At 59.1% G+C, this 17,957-nt stretch carries 15 protein-coding genes and 1 pseudogene; 3 read left to right on the top strand and 13 right to left on the bottom strand.

The window, feature by feature from the left end:
• Positions 1-12: 12 nt before the first annotated feature.
• The 7 genes from doeB to FHX15_RS28670 all read right to left on the bottom strand — a co-directional run bounded on the left by doeB (position 13) and on the right by FHX15_RS28670 (position 8,820).
• Positions 13-1,026, bottom strand: coding sequence for a N(2)-acetyl-L-2,4-diaminobutanoate deacetylase DoeB (gene doeB, locus FHX15_RS28700; protein WP_184401744.1), 1,014 nt, complete (start codon positions 1,024-1,026; stop codon positions 13-15).
• Positions 1,027-1,030: 4 nt separating this feature from the next.
• Entirely contained in the window at positions 1,031-2,209 is a 1,179-nt protein-coding gene (doeA, locus tag FHX15_RS28695) for an ectoine hydrolase DoeA (protein WP_184401743.1), read from the bottom strand.
• Positions 2,206-3,219, bottom strand: coding sequence for an ectoine utilization protein EutC (gene eutC / locus FHX15_RS28690; RefSeq protein ID WP_184401742.1), 1,014 nt, complete (start codon positions 3,217-3,219; stop codon positions 2,206-2,208). The genes doeA and eutC overlap by 4 nt, the downstream gene beginning before the upstream one ends.
• On the bottom strand, positions 3,216-4,235 hold the full coding sequence (gene eutB / locus FHX15_RS28685; protein ID WP_184401741.1) for a hydroxyectoine utilization dehydratase EutB: 1,020 nt from the start codon (positions 4,233-4,235) through the stop codon (positions 3,216-3,218). The genes eutC and eutB overlap by 4 nt, the downstream gene beginning before the upstream one ends.
• A 68-nt stretch (positions 4,236-4,303) precedes the next feature.
• Positions 4,304-5,752 carry a PLP-dependent aminotransferase family protein gene (locus FHX15_RS28680; RefSeq protein ID WP_184401740.1) on the bottom strand — a complete coding sequence of 483 codons (1,449 nt, stop codon included), beginning with the start codon at positions 5,750-5,752 and terminating at the stop codon, positions 4,304-4,306.
• Positions 5,753-5,924: 172 nt separating this feature from the next.
• A complete protein-coding gene (locus FHX15_RS28675) occupies positions 5,925-7,328 on the bottom strand; it encodes an aspartate aminotransferase family protein (protein WP_184401739.1) in 1,404 nt (467 codons plus the stop codon).
• 13 nt (positions 7,329-7,341) lie between these two features.
• The gene (locus FHX15_RS28670) at positions 7,342-8,820 is read right to left on the bottom strand and encodes an NAD-dependent succinate-semialdehyde dehydrogenase (RefSeq protein WP_184401738.1); all 1,479 of its coding nucleotides are present in this window, start codon (positions 8,818-8,820) and stop codon (positions 7,342-7,344) included.
• Positions 8,821-8,939: 119 nt separating this feature from the next.
• Between FHX15_RS28670 and FHX15_RS28665 the strand changes: the two genes are divergently transcribed.
• Both FHX15_RS28665 and FHX15_RS31220 read left to right on the top strand, forming a co-directional pair.
• Positions 8,940-9,407: an Lrp/AsnC family transcriptional regulator gene (locus FHX15_RS28665; protein ID WP_184401737.1), complete on the top strand. Its 468-nt coding sequence runs from the start codon at positions 8,940-8,942 to the stop codon at positions 9,405-9,407.
• A 34-nt stretch (positions 9,408-9,441) separates the two neighbouring features.
• Positions 9,442-9,677: pseudogene (locus FHX15_RS31220) on the top strand (hypothetical protein); the annotation flags it as partial.
• Between the two features lie 292 nt (positions 9,678-9,969).
• On the opposite strand, the gene pobA reads toward FHX15_RS31220, so the two are convergent.
• Positions 9,970-11,142, bottom strand: a complete 1,173-nt coding sequence (gene pobA / locus FHX15_RS28660) for a 4-hydroxybenzoate 3-monooxygenase (protein ID WP_184401736.1) — start codon at positions 11,140-11,142, stop codon at positions 9,970-9,972.
• A 111-nt stretch (positions 11,143-11,253) separates the two neighbouring features.
• On the opposite strand from pobA, the gene FHX15_RS28655 reads away from it, so the two are divergent.
• The gene (locus FHX15_RS28655) at positions 11,254-12,135 is read left to right on the top strand and encodes a helix-turn-helix domain-containing protein (protein WP_184401735.1); all 882 of its coding nucleotides are present in this window, start codon (positions 11,254-11,256) and stop codon (positions 12,133-12,135) included.
• A gap of 90 nt (positions 12,136-12,225) precedes the next feature.
• Here the strand turns inward: FHX15_RS28655 and FHX15_RS28650 are convergent, their stop codons facing one another.
• The 5 genes from FHX15_RS28650 to FHX15_RS28625 form a co-directional block, all read right to left on the bottom strand.
• Complete coding sequence (locus FHX15_RS28650) at positions 12,226-12,870, bottom strand: recombinase family protein (protein ID WP_184401734.1); 645 nt, start codon at positions 12,868-12,870, stop codon at positions 12,226-12,228.
• Between the two features lie 170 nt (positions 12,871-13,040).
• Positions 13,041-13,334, bottom strand: coding sequence for a hypothetical protein (locus tag FHX15_RS28645; protein WP_184401772.1), 294 nt, complete (start codon positions 13,332-13,334; stop codon positions 13,041-13,043).
• 460 nt (positions 13,335-13,794) lie between these two features.
• On the bottom strand, positions 13,795-14,994 hold the full coding sequence (locus FHX15_RS28635; RefSeq protein WP_184401733.1) for an MFS transporter: 1,200 nt from the start codon (positions 14,992-14,994) through the stop codon (positions 13,795-13,797).
• A 674-nt stretch (positions 14,995-15,668) separates the two neighbouring features.
• Entirely contained in the window at positions 15,669-15,890 is a 222-nt protein-coding gene (locus FHX15_RS28630) for a hypothetical protein (RefSeq protein WP_184401732.1), read from the bottom strand.
• 587 nt (positions 15,891-16,477) lie between these two features.
• Positions 16,478-17,956, bottom strand: coding sequence for an NAD-dependent succinate-semialdehyde dehydrogenase (locus FHX15_RS28625; RefSeq protein ID WP_184401731.1), 1,479 nt, complete (start codon positions 17,954-17,956; stop codon positions 16,478-16,480).
• Position 17,957 lies beyond the last annotated feature (1 nt).

The raw sequence follows: 17,957 nt of genomic DNA, 5'->3' as shown, positions 1-17,957 counted from the left end.
TCGTTCTTCCGGTCAGGTTTTCTCCGCAATCGTTGCGATGACGGAAAGGCAGTCGCCGGCCTTGATCAGGCCAGGCACGTGGCGGGCCGCAAGTACGCCATCCATGGCGGCGCGGTATTCGAGTGGCGCCACACCGGTCTTCCCGACGGAATACACGCGGGCGACGATTTCGTTCCTCTTGACCGGCTCGCCCAGATCGCGGGCAAAGGCGATAAGTCCGCCGTCCTCGGCGAAGATGAAGCAGTCGCTCGACGGCATATCCAGCCAGCGGGACGGCCGGGTGTCTGGCGCCCCCTTCAGGATTCCCGCGTGACGCAGGAGGTTCAGGCTGCCCCTTCGTGCGATCTCGATCGACCTTGCGGTGGCCGTGCCGGCGCCGCCGAGCTCGGTAGTGACGAAGGTTTTTCCCATTTCCTCGACCGTCGTATCCAACATGCCGACGGCATCGATCTCCAGCATCCTCATTGAATAGGGCGCGCCGAACGCTGCCACCGCCGCAAAACAACGGGCCTCCTGATCCTTGTCGGGCAGCTCGTGGGCTGCGGCGTAGGGCAGGAAGTCGAGTGTCTTGCCGCCGGAATGGAAGTCGAGGACGAGGTCGGCGAGCGGTATGAGATGACGTGTCACGAAATCGGCGATCTTCTCCGTCACCGTACCATCCGGGCGGCCCGGAAAGCTGCGGTTCAGATTTCCGCGATCGATCGGCGAGGTGCGCGTGCCGGCCCGGAACGCTGGATAGTTGAGCGCCGGGACAATGATGACGCGCCCGCTTATCTCAGAAGGGTCGAGCGACTGCGCCAACTCGAACAGCGCGGCAGGGCCTTCGTATTCGTCGCCGTGATTGGCGCCCGTCAGAAGAGCGGTCGATCCTTCGCCATTGGCGATGATGCAGATCGGGATCATGATCGAGCCCCAGGCGCTGTCATCGCGGCTGTAGGGTAGGCGCAGATGCCCGTGCTGCACGCCCTTTGCGTCGAAATCGACGGAAGGAGTAATGGGCGAGGGACGAGGCATGCCGGTCAGCATGGCATCAGCCCTTCACGAACAGCTGGCGCGGCACGTTTGACAGGCATTCGACCCATGTCTCGGTGATCGCGATGCTCTCGGTGATTTCGAGCCCCATATCCTCAAGCCACAGACCCGTCATGAAATGGAAGGTCATGCCGGGCTTCAGTTCCGTGCGGTCGCCCGGGCGCAGGCTCATGGTCCGTTCGCCCCAGTCCGGCGGATAGGAAAGACCGATCGGATAGCCGGTGCGGTTGTCCTTGATGATCCCGTATTTCTTGAGCACGGCGAAGAAGGCGTTGGCAATGTCCTCGCAGCTATTGCCCGGCCTTGCCGCGGCAAGGCCGGCTTCCATGCCTTCGAGCGTCGCCTTCTCCGCGTCGAGGAAGGCTTGCGTCGGCTTGCCGAGAAAAACGGTGCGCGACAGCGGGCAGTGATAACGTTTGTAGGCGCCGGCGATCTCAAAGAACGTCCCTTCGCCGGAGCGCATCGGCTTGTCATCCCAGGTCAGGTGCGGCGCGGACGCGTCTGCGCCCGATGGCAACAGCGGCACGATTGCCGGATAATCACCCCCGAATTCCGACGTGCCACGGATTCCAGCATCGTAGATCTCGGCCACGAGATCGCATTTGCGCATGCCGGGCTCGACGACCTCGACAATACGCTTGTGCATCAGCTCGACGATCTTGCCCGCCTTGCGCATATAGTCGAGCTCAGTCGGGCTCTTGACGGCGCGCTGCCAGTTGACAAGGCCCGCCGCATCCTTGAAGCGGGCATTGGGCAAATGCTTTTGCAGAGACGCGAAGGCGGCAGCCGAGAAATAATAGTTGTCCATCTCGACACCGACGGTGAGGCTCGACCATTTGCGCTCATCGATGATCTGCGCCAGGAGATCCATCGGGTGGCGCTCGCTCGACTGGACGTAGTGATCCGGGTAGCCGATGATATTGTCATGGTTCAGATAGGCGGTGCGCCTGGCGCCATTGGCATCCTGCTTGCGACCGTACCAGATCGGCTCGCCGCTCGGCGGCACCAGAACGCATTGATGCACATAGAAGGACCAGCCATCATACCCGGTAAGCCAGTGCATGTTGGACGGATCGGTGACGATCAGGAGATCAATCCCCGCCCGTTCCATCGCCTGGCAGGTTTTGGACAAGCGCGCGGCATATTCCTCGCGCGTAAAGTTCAGCGTCACGCTCACGCTGCATCTCCCATGTTGATGTCGTTTTCGATCGTCTGGCCGCTTCCTGCATCTCTTGCGCGGGCTAGTGCCAGATTGGCGATGGCGGTATCCTGCACGCCGGTCCCTGTGAGATCTGCGAAGGTGATTTCGTCTGCGCTCGACCGGCCAATTGCCGTGCCGGCGATGACGGCTCCAAGTTCTCCAAACTGCTGGTCCGGCGTGACTGCGCCGGTCTTGATGGCATGGTGCAGCTCGCCGAGAATACGGGTCTGCGAGAGCCGATCTGCAATGTAAGCGGCGCGAGCAAAGACGGCCGGATCGATCTCGTTCTTGTGCTCAGCATCCGACCCCATAGCGGTCAAATGCTGGCCTGGTTCGAGCCATTCGGCCATCAGGATCGGCTTTTCTGCGGGTGTCGTCGTGACAACGATATCCGCGCCGCGGACTGCTTCGCACGGATCGGCAATGGCGGCGACCTCGATTGCGTGGTCGCGGGCCAAATCGGAAGCGAGCGTCTTGGCCTTTGCGTAATCGCGTGCCCAGATCCGGGCCGATTTGATCGGCCGCACGAGCATGAGAGCCTCAAGCTGCAGTCGCGCCTGCATGCCTGCGCCGAAGATCGTGGCAACGTGGGCGTCTTCGCGCGACAGATGGCGTGCGGCAACGGCACCGGCCGCTGCCGTACGAACATCCGTCAGATAGCCATTGTCGAGAAGAAGGGCCTCCACCAGTCCGGTCTTCGCGCTCAGCAGGATCATCAGTCCGTTGAGGCTTGGCAGGCCGATCTTGGGATTACCGAAGAACCCGGGGCTGACCTTGATGGCGAAACCATCGAATCCCGGCACGTAGGCCGTCTTGACGTCCACCTCGCCACGAAATTCCGGAATGTCGAGGCGCAGGATCGGCGGCATGGCAACGGCTTTGGTCGCGAGCGCGGCAAAGGCCTGTTCGATACAATCGACCGCGGAGACATCGAGCCTGACGATAGCGCGAAGGTCTTTTTCCATCAGAATGCTGATCCGGCTCATATGGCGGCCTCCGCGACGATTTTCTGGTGCAGGATCGGGTCAATATTGCCGCCTGAGATGATGACAGCGGTGGGTCCGGAAAGGGCGATCTTGTCGGCGAGGATAGCGGCAATGCCGACCGCGCCTGCACCCTCGACGGTTATGTCCTCCTGTCGCGCTGCATGGCGGATGCCCTCGGCGATCTCATCTTCGGTCAGAAGGACGATGTCGTCGAGGAGATCGCGGCAAAGCCCAAACGTCACATGGTTTGAAAGACCGATGCCGCCGCCGAGTGAATCCGCCAGCGTTTCTTCCTCGCGGATAGCGACCGGCTTGCCGGCAGCAATCGCCGCATGCATGGCCGCCCCACGCTCCATCGAGATACCGATGACGAGGGCCTCAGGCTTTAAGGCCTTGACGGCAACGGCAATGCCGCCAGCCAGACCACCACCCGAAAGAGGCACGAGCACGGTCGCGAGATCGGGCAGGGCTTCTACAATTTCGAGGCCGATCGTGCCTTGACCGGCAACGACGTCCCCATCGTCGAAGGCCGGAATCGGTGTGAGACCGCGGCTCGCGGTCAGACGTTCGGCTTCCTCTTGTGCGTCATCCTGCGCTCTGCCGACAATGTGGATTTCGGCACCGAGCAGGCGGATCGCCTCGACCTTGTTGGCCGGAACGAGCGATGACATGCAGATGGTAGCCGACACGCCCAATTCGCGCGCGGCGTAGGCGACGGCGCGACCGTGATTGCCTGTGGAGGCGGCAACAAGACCACGCTTGCGCGCCGTCTCATCCAAAGAGAGGATGGCGTTCATCGCGCCGCGTAGCTTGAAGGCCCCGATCGGCTGGCGTGTCTCGAGCTTGAGATGGATGGGCTGGCCGGTACGTTCAGACAGAGTGCCAGAGTAAACGAGCGGCGTGCGGGTCACTCGACCGGAGATGCGGGCGGCAGCCTTCTCGACATCCGCCAGCGTAACTGGCAGCGCCTCTTCTTCAGTCGATCTGGACGCGATTTCGCTCTTCATGATTGTCATGTTGGGAGCGAAGTAAAATCATGTCAATTATTATATTGTAATGATTCAATGATTGTCTTGAGTGAGCTCTATCCGATGGCGCCGATGTCATAGACCGGTGGCAATTGCTCGAAGGCCTGCCGTACGATCGTCAGTGCCTTGGCTAGGCTTATATGGTTCATGCGTCCGCCCAGACAGATGCGGATGCCACCGCCATGGCCGGGGCCGGCAATGAAAGGTTCGGACGGCGTGACCGCGACATTCTGGTTGACCAGTGAACGGACCAGGCCGTCCTCGGTCCAGTGCGGCGGAACCTTCAGCCAGGCGCAGAGCGAGAGCGGATGGCTGGAGGCGATGTGGTCGCCGAGGATTTCACTGGCGATGGCTTGGCGCGCCCGTGCTTCGTTGCGCTGGATTTCCACCAGCCGCTGTGCCGTGCCGTTTTCGACCCAGCGCGTGGCGATTTCGCCGGTCAGATAGGTGCCGCTCCAGCTCGACACACGCAGGATCGAGGCGGCGCGAATGGAATAGGCGGGTGGAACGACGAGATAGCCAACGCGCAAGCCGGTCAGCACCGCCTTAGTGAAGCTCGTGACGAAGAAGCCTAGATCGGGCAGCATCTTCGTGATCGACGGCAGGTTCTCCTCGATCAATGGGCGGTAGACCTCGTCTTCGATGACGAAGACACCATAGCGCGCGACAATTGCGGCGATCTCGCTTCTGCGGGTCGCGCCCGTGACATGAGCCGTCGGATTGTTGAGCGTCGGGACAAGCACCAGTGCTCGCACACCGCCTGCAGCACAAGCGGCCTCCAGCGCATCGGGCAAAATGCCTTCGTTGTCTGTCGGTAAGCCCTTCAGGCTGAAGCCAAGGACGTTCGAAAGCCCGATGATGCCGTGGTCGGTGAGGTTCTCGCACAAGACGACGTCTCCGGAACGGATAATGCAGCTTAAGGCGAGAAAAATGGCATGGGCAGCACCGTTAGTAACAAGGATGCGCTCGATCCCGGCAGTGACCCCGAGCATGCCCAACCAGGTGCGCGCCGTCTCTCGATGGCGATCAAGGCCGGCGACGGGCCGGCACGGGCGCATGAAACTTGCATTATCGCCATCTGCGAGTTCACGAAGGATCTCGCGTGATGCGGTCTCGTGCGCATCGAGATAGACGCCGCGAATGATGGAAAGATCGAGTACCTCGTTGGTGCTGTGATCCAGCATCATGCGTCCGGCCCGGTCCGTCACACGCGCCTTGACGAAGGTGCCGCGACCGATCTCACCGCTCAGATAGCCGAGCCGCTCAGCCTCCTTGTAGGAGAGGCTGATGGTTTGGACGGAAAGGCCGAGCTCGCGCGCCAGATCGCGGTGTGTCGGCATGCGGTCCATCGGTTTGAGCACACCGGCATCGATATCGGCGATAATGCGCCCGGTGAGGGCTGCGTGTTTCGTCTCGCCTTTTTGCTTGGCGAGGGCTGGTCGCCAAACCACCGGCTTCGTCGCCGTGGTCGGATGAAGGTTTAGTGGGTTGGCTTGACGTCGCATGAAATTGTCTCGTTTTGAGGACGATCATTTCATGACATTATGCACGCTTCGTCTGAAAAGATGAAGCGCTATGCATGTCGAGCCGTGATTGCTCCAGAAATAATGACGATCATCTCGGCTTTGCTCGCAAATCGGCAGTTGCCGGCGAGCGCTTGTCGCCGGCCATGCTCGATCAGATCTTCTCGCCAGCCTTGATCAATTCGTCCATGACCGAGCGGGCGGCGGATTCGGCAATGGCGACGATTTCGTCGACTTCTTCTTTGGTCGTGACGAGCGGCGGGGCAAGACCCAGGATATCGCCGTGCGGCATGGCACGGGCAATCAGCCCACCGCTGCGCGCGGCCTTTGAGATTCGCGCACCGACAGTAAGGCCCGGCGCAAAGCGCGTCTTCCTCTCCCGATCGGCCACGAATTCGATTGCGCCCATCAGGCCGACGCCGCGCACTTCACCAACGATCGGGAGCTGAGTAAACTTCGCCTTCAGCTGCGCCTGGAAATAGCTGCCCACTGCGCGGGCATTGCCCGGCAGATCCTCCTTCTCGACGATGTCGAGAACGGCGTTTGCCGCTGCAGCGCCGATCGGGTGACCGGAATACGTGTAGCCATGCGAGAAAGAGCCGACGCGATCGGCCCCTTCTTCCATCACCTCATAGACCTTTTCGCTAACGATTGCGCCCGACAGCGGGAAGTAGGCCGAGGTCAGCCCCTTGGCGACAGTGATCAGGTCGGGTTCGATGCCGTAATGCTGCGATCCGAACATCGAGCCGGTGCGTCCGAAACCGGTAATGACTTCATCAGCGATGAGCAGGATATCGTATTTTTTGAGGATTTTTTGTACTTCCTCCCAATAGCCCTGCGGCGGCGGCGTGATGCCGCCGGTGCCGAGCACCGGTTCGGCGATGAAGGCACCGATCGTGTCCGGATCTTCGCGCAGAATCAGGGCTTCGAGTTCGTCAGCACGGCGCTTGGAAAATTCGAGCTCCGTTTCGCCAGCTTGCGCGCCCCAATAGAAATGCGGCGCACCGGTGTGGAGAATGCCTGCACGCGGCAGGTCCATATGGTCCTGGTAAAAGCTCATGCCGGTCATGGAGCCGGAGATGACGCTGCAACCATGGTAGCCGCGTTCGCGGGAGATGATCTTCTTCTTGTTCGGCTTGCCGCGCAGGTTGCTGTAATACCAGACGAGCTTGGCTTGCGTTTCGTTGGCGTCGGAGCCCGACATGCCGTAGAAGATCTTGCTCATCTTGCCGGGTGCCATTTTAACCAGCCGATCGGAGAGGATCGCGAGCTCATCCGTCGTGTGGGCGGCATAGGTGTGGTAGTAGGCGAGGCGATAGGCTTGGCGCGAAATGGCCTCGGCAACCTCGGCGCGGCCATAGCCGATATTGACGCAGTAAAGACCGGCGAAACCGTCGATCAGCTGCCTGCCGTGTGCATCCTGAATGCGGATGCCCTTGCCCGTTTCGACGATCGTCGGATCGCCGATCTTGCCGCTGGCGAAATCCTTGAGCTGCGTGAAGGGATGCAGGACCGAAGTCCGGTCCATCTCGGCGATCTGATCGGGATTGATTGTCATGGCGCGGATCCTTTCATGCAGCAAGGTTGCCGAAGCAGACATATTTTGCTTCGAGATATTCCAGAAGGCCGTGGCGCGAACCTTCGCGACCAAGACCGGATTGTTTCCAGCCGCCGAACGGTATCGGGGCGCCGGTGAATTTCGGCGTATTGACGGCGATCATGCCGAATTCGAGCCGCTCGGTGAGACGCATCGCGCGGCCAAGATCGTTGGTGTAGACGTAGGCAGCCAGTCCCATTTCGCTGGCGTTGGCACGGGCGATCACTTCCTGCTCGTCGTCGAAGGGCAGTATCGCAGCGACCGGGCCGAAGGTCTCTTCGCGGGCAATCAGCATGTCATCGGTGACGTCGGCAAGCACGGTTGGCGTGACGAAATTACCGCCAAGCGGGCTGTCCTGTCCGCCGCAGACGAGACGCGCGCCGGTGGAGAGTGCCTGCGCAATCTGCTGCCGGCATTTTTCGGCAACCGAAGGGCGCGTCATCGGCCCGATATCGGTGCCGGGCTCAAGGCCATGACCGACGTTGAGCATTCGGGTCGCCTCGGCGAATGCGTCGACGAACCGATCGTAGTGCCCGCGCTGAACGTAAATCCTGTTTGCAGCAAGGCAATCCTGTCCCGACGTGGCGAATTTGGCATCGATACAGCCCCTTACGGCTTTGGAAAGCTCCGCATCGTCGAACAGGATGAAAGGTGCATGGCCGCCAAGTTCAAGCGAGGCCTTCTTCAGAGTCGCCGCCGATTGCGTCAGCAGGATCCGCCCGACTTCCGTCGAGCCGGTGAAGGAAAAGGCACGCACATCCGTGTGTTCGAGCAGGCGGCGCGCAAGCGGGGCAGCTTCTCCAGTGAGAACCTGGAAGACGCCGGCGGGAATCCCGGCCTCCTCGGCAAGCCTTGCCAGAGCAAGAGCGGACAAAGGCGTCTCCGGGGCGGGCTTGACGATCATCGTGCAGCCGGCTGCGAGTGCAGCGCCCGCCTTGCGGGTAATCATCGCGGAAGGAAAATTCCACGGCGTGATCGCAACGGTCACGCCAACGGGCTGCATCTGTACCGAAAGGCGACTGCCCGGCAGGTGGCTCGGTATCGTCTCGCCATAGGCACGCTCACCTTCGGCGGCGAACCAGTCGAGGAAATTCGCCGCGTAAGAAATCTCGCCAAGCGATTCTGCCAGCGGCTTTCCTTGTTCAGCCGTCATGATGAGAGCGAGGTCTTGCGCGTGATCGCGCATCAACTTACCCCACGCTCGCAGGATCTGGCCAGGTTCGACAGGGAGCCTGTCACGCCAATCGAGAAAGGCATTCTTCGCGGCACCGACGGCGGCATCGGCATCTTCGAGCGAGCAGGCTGCGACTTCCATGAGGTTTTCGCCGGTTGCAGGATCGATGACGCTGAGCGTCTTTGCGCGCGCAGCCCATGTGCCATCAACAAAGGCGCGGTGCTCGATGAGATCGGGTCGTCGCAGGTTTTTCAGCGCAGTGCTGGCGATGCCTTCCATGCGGGGCTCCATGTGGGTTTACAAGGAGACTAGCTGCGCGCCATGATCGATTGGCTGCATTCAGTTGAGCTGCGATGCAGGAATTGGGCTTAATTTGGATAAGGACGCAGGACTTCTGCATGACCCCCCTCGATAGAGCCGATCGGGCGCTGCTTGACGCCGTCCAGAAGAACAATCGTCTGACCTCTGAGGAGCTGGCGCAAATCGTCAATCTCTCACCAACTGCTTGTCAGCGACGGCTGAAGCGGTTGCGTGAGGAAGGGGTGATCGAGGCAGACGTATCGATCGTCTCGCCAAAGGCTGTCGGGCGGGCCATCACCATGATTGTTCTTGTCTCTTTGGAGCGCGAACGGGCAGATATCGTTGATCGATTCAAGGCGGCGATCCGCTCTACCAAGGAGGTGATGATCGGCTACTACGTGACGGGCGACGCCGATTTTATCCTGGTTGTTACGGCGAAGGACATGGAGGACTACGAAGCCTTCACGCGTCGGTTCTTCTATGAGAACCATGATATCAAAGGCTTCAAAACCATGGTGGTAATGGATCGGGTTAAAGCGGGCTTCGTCTTTCCGATAGAAGATTGATTCTGCGGCAAATGTCTTTTGTCGCAGCCTCATCATCCACCCCCCGGAGGCAGCCACTTGGGGACAGGCCGGCGTGTTGGCCGGTCTGCTATTTCGCTTGAGCAACCTGCCGAAGGGAGAGGGACATGAGCGCCGCTTCGACAATGACGCCCTGACTTTCCTGCAGGCACGGCAGCTAGGCGCGAACGTATTGACGGCTAATTCTCCGGGAATTCGATTTCCTTTTCTCAAATCATGCCGCACGTTCGAGCCATTTTCTATCGAGCTCCGTCGGCACAACCTGAGCACGTGGTAACCTGCGAAGATGAGGACCAACGCTTCGGCAAAAAATCCAAGCAGAGCCGGAGCATCGGACGACGACAAGTGATTTGGGACCAGCCTGTGCCAACGTGATTGCCAACATCGGGCGATATGCTTAAAAATGATACAAATGAAACATCTGATGTATTGCAACATTCGTATCAATAACGAGGGAGTGCAGCCTTCGTTGCCGCTCTCGCTTCTGATGCAGGTCGTTCGTGAGGCGGGGCGAGTTGCTTGATTGCAAGACGCAAGCTGCCTCTCAGTAAGGCAGCCCGACGTAGTTTTCCGCAAGCGATGTAGAGGCGGCGGGTGATTGGACGAGATAGTCCAGCTCCGCCTCCTGAAGGCGTTGGCCGAAATCGTCAGTATTGGGGAAACGGTGCATGATCGTGGTCATCCACCACGAGAAACGCACCGCCTTCCAGACACGTGCGAGCGCCTTCTGCGAATACGCGTCGATGCCTGCCTCAGACCTGTGACCATAGAATTCGATCAGCGCGTTACTCAGATAAAAAACGTCACTTGCCGCAAGGTTCAGGCCCTTGGCGCCCGTTGGAGGCACGATATGGGCCGCATCACCAACTAGGAACAAGCGGCCGAAGCGAATGGGCTCGGCGACGAAAGAGCGCAGCGGCGCGATTGATTTCGCAAAGGACGGCGCGGTCACCATCGCCTCGGCATGATTTTCGGGCAGGCGCCAGCGCAACTCGTCCCAGAAGCGCGCGTCGCTCCAGTCCTCGACCTTCTCGTCGAGCGAACACTGGATGTAGTAACGGCTGCGGGTTTCCGAACGCATCGAGCAAAGCGCAAAGCCGCGCGGATGGTTAGCATAGATGAGCTCGTGGCTGACGGGTGCGACGTCGGCGAGGATCCCAAGCCAGCCGAAGGGATAGACCTTCTCGAAGGTGCGAATCGCGCCCTGTGGCACCGCCTTGCGGCTGGCGCCATGGAAACCGTCGCAACCGGCGATGAAATCGCAATCGAGGCGATGAGTGATGCCATTCTTGTCATAGGTAAGGTAAGGCGACGCCCCATCGAAATCATGCGGGGTGACATTGGCGGCATCATAGACCGTCAGCGCGCCGCTCGCCTCGCGATGTTCCATGAGGTCACGGGTCAGTTCCGTCTGGCCATACACCACGACGCGCTTGCCGCCGGTGAGGCTGTAGAGATCGATTCGGTGATCGCGGCCGTCGAAGGCGAGCGAAAAGCCGTGATGCGGCAGGCCCGCAGCATGCATGTGCGCGCCGGATTTGGCCTGATCCATCAGCCCGACGGTGCCTTCCTCGAGCACGCCGGCGCGCACGCGGCCGAGGATGTAATCCTTGCCGACGCGATCGAGCACGACGTTGTCGATCGCGGCTTCCGTCAGCAGCTGGCCAAGCAACAGGCCCGACGGGCCTGAGCCGATGATGGCGACTTTGGTGCGCATGGTTCCTCCTTAAGTCCTCTTGACCGCAATTTTGCGGAGAGGCGAGGCCCGCAGCAATGGACATTTCATGCCAGTAATTGCACTAATCGAACATGCGAGGAGGCATTCGGAATGGAGAAGTTCGTCCCGACTTATGAACTCTATGGCGAAAATGCCGGAAGCAAGCCAGAGTTTTGGCTTCATTGCGAAACAATTCCGTCGCGCAGTAGTTTGCATCATTGGGAAATCAAGCTGCACCGCCACGAGAGCTTTTTTCAGATATTGTACATCAGTGCGGGATCGGGCGACGCGATCTTCGGCGGCGAACGACACCGGATCATCCCCAATACTGTAATCACGGTACCACCGCGCCTGAGCCATGGCTTTCGCTTTTCAAGGGATATCGACGGTCTCGTCATCACAGTGCTCGCTTCGCATCTGAAAGCCCCACCGGGAGACCGCAGTCCGCTCGGCCAATGGCTTGCAAATCCGCATTTGACCGTGCTCGAGATGAATGACCCCGATGCCGCCCACGCCGCACAGACCCTGTTGCGCCTTGGCGCTGAATTTGCGACCCGCAGCAGCGGCCGCATGGACCTTCTCGAAGCCTATGTGACGATCGCCCTGCAGCTGACGATGCGGCTTTCTGGAAGTGCTGCGGGTGAGAGCGGGAACGAAAACGTTCGACGTATGGAGCAGCTGAACGGCCTGATCCAGCAGCATCTGCGAACTCATAGGCCGGCCGCCTTTTATGCTGCTGAACTCGGCATCTCACCGACCCACCTCAACCGCATCGTCAAGGCGGCGACCGGACTCGGAGCGCATGAGATGATCGCCCAGCGGCTCGCGGACGAAGCCAAGCGCGAGCTGGTCTTCACCTTCGGCAGTGCCCAGGAAATCAGCTACCGCCTCGGGTTTGCCGACCCCGCCTATTTCTCCCGCTTCTTCCTGAAACAGACAGGTCAGACACCACGCGCCTGGCGCATGGCGGAGCGGGCGAAGCTTGGAATGTGATCAATTCCTATTCAACCACCGCGCTGCCGCGGTTCGCTCCCGGAGGCGGCGTGGAGCGGTGGCAAGGGGTCGCAATACTATCCCAATCAATCAATCTCTTGGGCGTACTGGTGTTCTAGGTCCCGCAGCCCTGGCCAAAGCAAGTCTCTGCTTGACATTCAGGCCCATCAAAGCACCATTCTCCGCCGTTTTCAGTTCCATCAAAATACGTCGGACGGTGCTTTCCCCAAGTCCGATTGTCAACGCAATCTGTGCTATGGACTTGCCACGCTCCTTCATGTCGAGGATATTTTCTCTAATCGATTGCGTCGCTTTCGGTCGACGTCCACCTTTCCGCCCTGTTTCCGCCTGACCTGCCTTGACGCGCTCGGAAATCTGCTCGCGCTCAAACGCAGCGAACACGGCGGCTGCCTCAATAAAAGTTCGACCGCCTGATTTCGTGTCGATGCCCTGCGTCAGGGACGCGAAATCGATACCTTTCTCTCGCAGCTCATCGATGAAGAGGACAATATCGACCATGCTCCGGCTCAAACGGTCCAATTTCCATACGACAAGCTGATCGCCTGGCGCCAGCAGGTCCAGGACCCTCTTCATCTCCGGCCGCCTCCGAGGACTGATGCCTGCGGGCATCGTGTCGATGAAGATCGTGTCACAGCCTGCCTTCGCAAGGGCCTGTCGTTGCAGCTCCGGACTCTCCTCCGCCGTGCTGACAAGTCCGTATCCAATCTGCTTCATTTTTGCTCTCTTTTCCCACTCCTTAACATGTGATTGTCGGAAAGGTTCCCAGTATGGCATCTTCAACGTCCACCCCTCTCCGAAATAGCTCGACGGCCTGGTCATGCGTTTCCGCCGTCTTGATCAAGCCCCGGTTACCACGGCTGTCTTTCCGACCAACAGGTGCTTGTTTAGCGCGAGCCTCTGGAACCATAGCTTCCAGAGGTAGCCCCGATCTTGGGTAAACCGGCCTTCGCGATCTTCACGAGGTCGAGCTTAGCGCCTCCACTTATGATCCCCGTCGCAGAAGAAGAGGAGAATTCGATGAAGGCATCGAAGTTTGGGAGGCGCAGATCGCGTTCGTGCTGAAGCAGGCGGCGTGCGGCACACCTGTCGGTAAGATGTGCCGCACGGCGGGTTTTTCGGATGTAACCTTTTACAACTGGCAAAAATATCTGTTCCGCGCCGAAGGCCTGAACGCTCATTGGTTCATGAGCCGTGGCGACGCGTGAGAAGATCGAGGATTGGCGTAGAGACCACAATGAGTTCCGGCCACACAGTGCGATCGCAACAAAGTGCCGATTTCGCTTGTGAGCGGTTCATCGCCCCCCGCCGAGCTACCGTAAATGTGGGGCGGTTGGTCTATTGCGGGGTGAATTATGCTTGGTCAGTCACCCGCCAATGGTCCGGTCTAAGAGACTTCGCTGCATCGACGAGCGGGCCGTGGGCGGAGCACGTTCAAATATCTTGCTCTCGAGTGTTAGCGGTGCCGGCAGCGACCGTCACCCGTTCCATCATTGTGAGAAAGCCATATTGTCGCCGAGATAGGCCTGGCTTCCGCTCTCCAGGGTGCCCGATACGCAAGCCGCAGCTCCTGGGTGCGATTGCCGCGGCGAAAGTACCGCTAAAACAAATGTCGGCCGCGGTCCTGTTGGGGCTAGCGCGCTACCCCGTCTGCTGAATGAGAGTGCGTCGCCCGAGGGCCAAGGTCAGTGCGCCGAACCCGCAAAGCGTCGCGCACAACAGGAACAAAGACCAGTACCCAAATGCGTTGGCCCAAAGTCCCGTCGCGAGTCCGGATAGCAGAAAGCCGACGCTGATAGTGTTTCCAAACAGAGCGGAGGCGACGCCAGCTCTGCCAGGAAGGAGATCTTGCACAAAGGCCATGCCTACAATGCTGATAATCCCGATCCCAGCGGCCCTTGGGACTTGACCAAGGTAAAGCGACATCAACGTAGGCCAAGCGAGCGCCATCGCAAAGTAGGCGGCAAACAGGGCGAATCCGACAAGAAGCAGTCCTTGCCTGTTCGACAGTTTCGGCCAAACCACGAAGACGGCCATGAACACGACCTCTAGTCCCGCACAGAGACTGAACAACAGACCGACGTCTTGTTCGGTCCCGAGGTCTCGAGCAACGACGATCGACATCGCGTTCGATCCCAAGAACATCGCCGTGTGGAAAGCCGACAGCGCAAGGGCGGCAGGTGCCGCGCGGCGCAATACCTCAAACGTCAAGCGAGGCCGCTCATCGGCGTTTACGACGGATCTCATCCGCGTGAGAGAAACAATTGCCAGCGCCAGTCCCGCGAGGGAGGCGGCTCCCACGAATACGCTTGGGAATCCTGTCCGCGAGACGAGGATGGCGCCCAGAGCCGGGCCGATGGTCCAATTCAGCGACGCCACCAGGCGAAGAATAGCCATTCCTCGAGATACAGTCGAACCGCCGACCTCGTCCAGCCGGTGCTTGGCCACCGCAAAAAGAATGCTGAAGGACGCCGCGCCGAAGCCAAAGAGGATCCCGGCGCTCATAATCAATATCCACGTCTCTGTAAGGTACGCGCAAAGTGCGAAACCAACACCTTTCGAAAGGAGCGACAGGAGGAGAGGCCAGGTGATTGGATGGCGATCTAGGAGATGCCCAAAGAAGCTTGTGATGACTATTCCAGTTGCCGCCGGAATTGTTAGAAAAGCGCCGAGCTCCAACGGCGACATCCCGACCTGCTGCACTCCAAGAAGCGCGATATAGCTTCCAGCCATTGCTTCGGCCAGCATCGCCAGGAGGATCGCGAGAAACACTGGCCCAAACGTCGGCACCCGAAATGGCGACGTTCCAGAGGCCTCGTCGGGCTCTGCATCTTGATCCATTGACTCCCCACGTCCGGCGGCTTTCCTAGGTTCATCGGAGATAATCCGGTCGAGGGGAATTTGTTCAAGCCGGACTGGATGCAACGGCGAAACTGCCGATAGAGCTGACTGGCACGTACAGCGCAATGGCGGCAGCCAGCGGTCGGCAGCTGCCCGTCCGCCCGCTTCGATAGCAACTATTGCGGTTCTTTAAAACTTAGAGAATTGAAGGCGCAAGCGTACGGCGAGGGCGGGCCTAAAACCAATCTGCGGCGTCATCCCAAGATGCCGAAGCCCGCGGGGAAGCAGACAAGAATTCCTGGATAAAAGATCGAAAAGGGCGGCCCCCGGACTGGGAGAGCCACCCTTTCCGCACTCTACGGCCCAAGCCAATACTGTAACGAGCGGACGGACTGCGGCCAGCAATCGGACTAAAGACCCAAGCTTCAAGTCTTCGTATAATCGCAAAAAGAAGCCCGCCGAAGCGGGCAAAGGGAAGTTAGACAGGTCGTCCGACCGTTTTGAGGTTCCGGGGCAAAATGAAACCTCAGCCGTGCGACCCGAACGCATTACGTCGTTGCGCTACGAAAGTTCCCAAGCTCTGAATATTTTGGGGAGAAAGCAGAAGCCGATCCCCAGTCTGACGGTTCCAACTCGCCGTGACCGAGGACTGAGGCGCGGCGGAGACTCCGAGACTACTCAGCGGCTTGACGCAGCGAATAGCCTTCAAGCGGTTCGACGAGGGCGATGATCTCGAAATCACCGATCATGTGATGCTGGTCGGAGCCGAGTACCGCCAATGTCCAGAAATCGGGATCTTCGCCGAAAATCGTAGATACTTGCACAATCGTCGTTCGGCCGTTCGTAAGCCTGTCGGATCGTGCCCAGTAAAATGCGTCTGGAACCAAACTCATCATAACGTCTACTCCCCACACAACGCGGTATGATATCAGGAAATTGAAATCTGACCATTGCTCGTATTCGCTACCCACAGAGGATAAGGACGTTCAGCAAGGCGATAGCCGCCTTATCCGGGATCTTGACGAAGTCAGCGTATTCACTGTCAATGCGACGATCTTCGGTGGCGTTGCTGAAGCGGTTCGTTATCCACGCGGGCGCACCAGCTTCGTGAATTGCGCCACAGAGCGAATGCGCAGATTGAATTCCTAAACTGCAATGAGGCGTGCAATGAACATGCTCGGCCTAAGCGGCAGAGTGAAACAACCCCCTGCAGGGCGGTTCGACTAGCTACTAAAGACGAGGACCCACGATACTTGTAAGTATCGTCGTGTCTTGGTGAAAAGCTTTCAACAGTTCCACCCGTCTCAAGCACGTCCACAATTCCGTAATGGGAGCTGTCAAGCAAGGGTAGCACGGGATCATGGCTTCCTTTTCGTCGCACCCCTCCTGTACGACCTATAGAGTTCACGCAATAGACCCTGGTGGCAGTCTATGTCTGGTCAATGGAGACGCGAGACCGTGCGCTATCTCACCGCTGCTGGCATTAAATGCTCAGGCACAGATATTTGATTTCGAGATAATCCTCGATTCCATATTTCGAACCCTCACGGCCTTGGCCGGACTGCTTGATGCCGCCGAAGGGAGCGACTTCAGTTGAAATGAGGCCGGTATTGATGCCGACCATGCCATATTCCAGTGCCTCGGCGACACGGAATATCTTGGACATATCCTTGGAGTAGAAATAGGAAGCCAAGCCGAACTCGGTATTGTTGGCCATTTCGATCACGTCCTCTTCCGTCTCGAACTTGAAGAGCGGTGCGACGGGGCCGAATGTTTCCTCGCGGGCAACCTTCATGTCTTTGGTCACGCCCGTCAGGACGGTGGGCTGGAAGAACAGGCCGCCACGGTTGTCCGGATTTCCCCCGAGCGCGATGGATGCCCCCTTGGAAACGGCGTCTGCGATATGTTCCTGCACTTTTTCCAACGCCTTAGCCGTGATCAGTGGCCCGGCGCTGACGCCCGCCTCGAAACCGTCGCCGACCTTCATGGCGGAGACTTTTTCGGAGAGTTTTTTCGCAAAGGCATCGTAGACGCCAGACTGGATATAGAGACGATTGGCGCAAACGCAGGTCTGTCCGTTGTTGCGATATTTGGAGATCATCGCACCTTCGACGGCAGCATCGATATCTGCATCATCGAACACGATGAAGGGTGCATTGCCGCCGAGTTCTAGACCGAGCTTCATGATCTGATCGGCGCCTTGGCGCATCAGAATCTTGCCGACATTGGTAGACCCGGTGAATGTGAGCTTGCGCACCTTATCGTTTTCAGTGAATTCCTTGCCGATTGCGGCTGAATCCTTCGAAAGAACGACATTGAAGATTCCGGCCGGCAATCCGGCGCGTTCCGCCAATACGGCAAGGGCCAGTGCCGAAAGCGGGGTTTCCGCAGCCGGTTTGGAAACCATGGAACACCCAGCCGCGACCGCCGGAGCGAACTTGCGGGCCAGCATCGCATTCGGAAAATTCCATGGTGTTATCGAGGCCACGACGCCGACCGGCTGCTTGATGACGATGATGCGCTTGTCCTGCTGGTGGCCAGGTATAGTGTCGCCATAGACGCGCTTCGCCTCTTCGCCGAACCACTCGACATAGGAAGCGCCGTAAAGGATTTCTCCCTTCGCTTCGGCCAGCGGTTTCCCCATTTCCATGGTTAGGATGGTGGCAAGATCGTCGGCGTTGGCAACCAGAAGATCGAACAGCTTGCGCAATACGCTTGCACGGTCCTTGCCCGTTTTGGCCGCCCAGATTTTCTGCGCTTTGTATGCCGCATCGATCGCACGCGCCGTTTCCGCGCGGCCCATATCCGGCAGCGTTGCGACGACGTCACCCGTGGACGGGTTAGTCACGTCGAATGTTTTGCCGCTATCGCTTGCCACAACCCATTCGCCAGCAATCAAGGCCTTATCGACAACGAGAGAGGCGTCTTTCAGTTTTGACAGCAGGTTTTCAGAGATCGTCATT

Origin of the sequence: Rhizobium sp. BK650, from assembly GCF_014195325.1 — a bacterium.
GTDB lineage: Bacteria > Pseudomonadota > Alphaproteobacteria > Rhizobiales > Rhizobiaceae > Rhizobium.
Note: the sequence above shows the minus strand (reverse complement) of the source record. Positions and strands in the feature narration are given on the sequence as shown.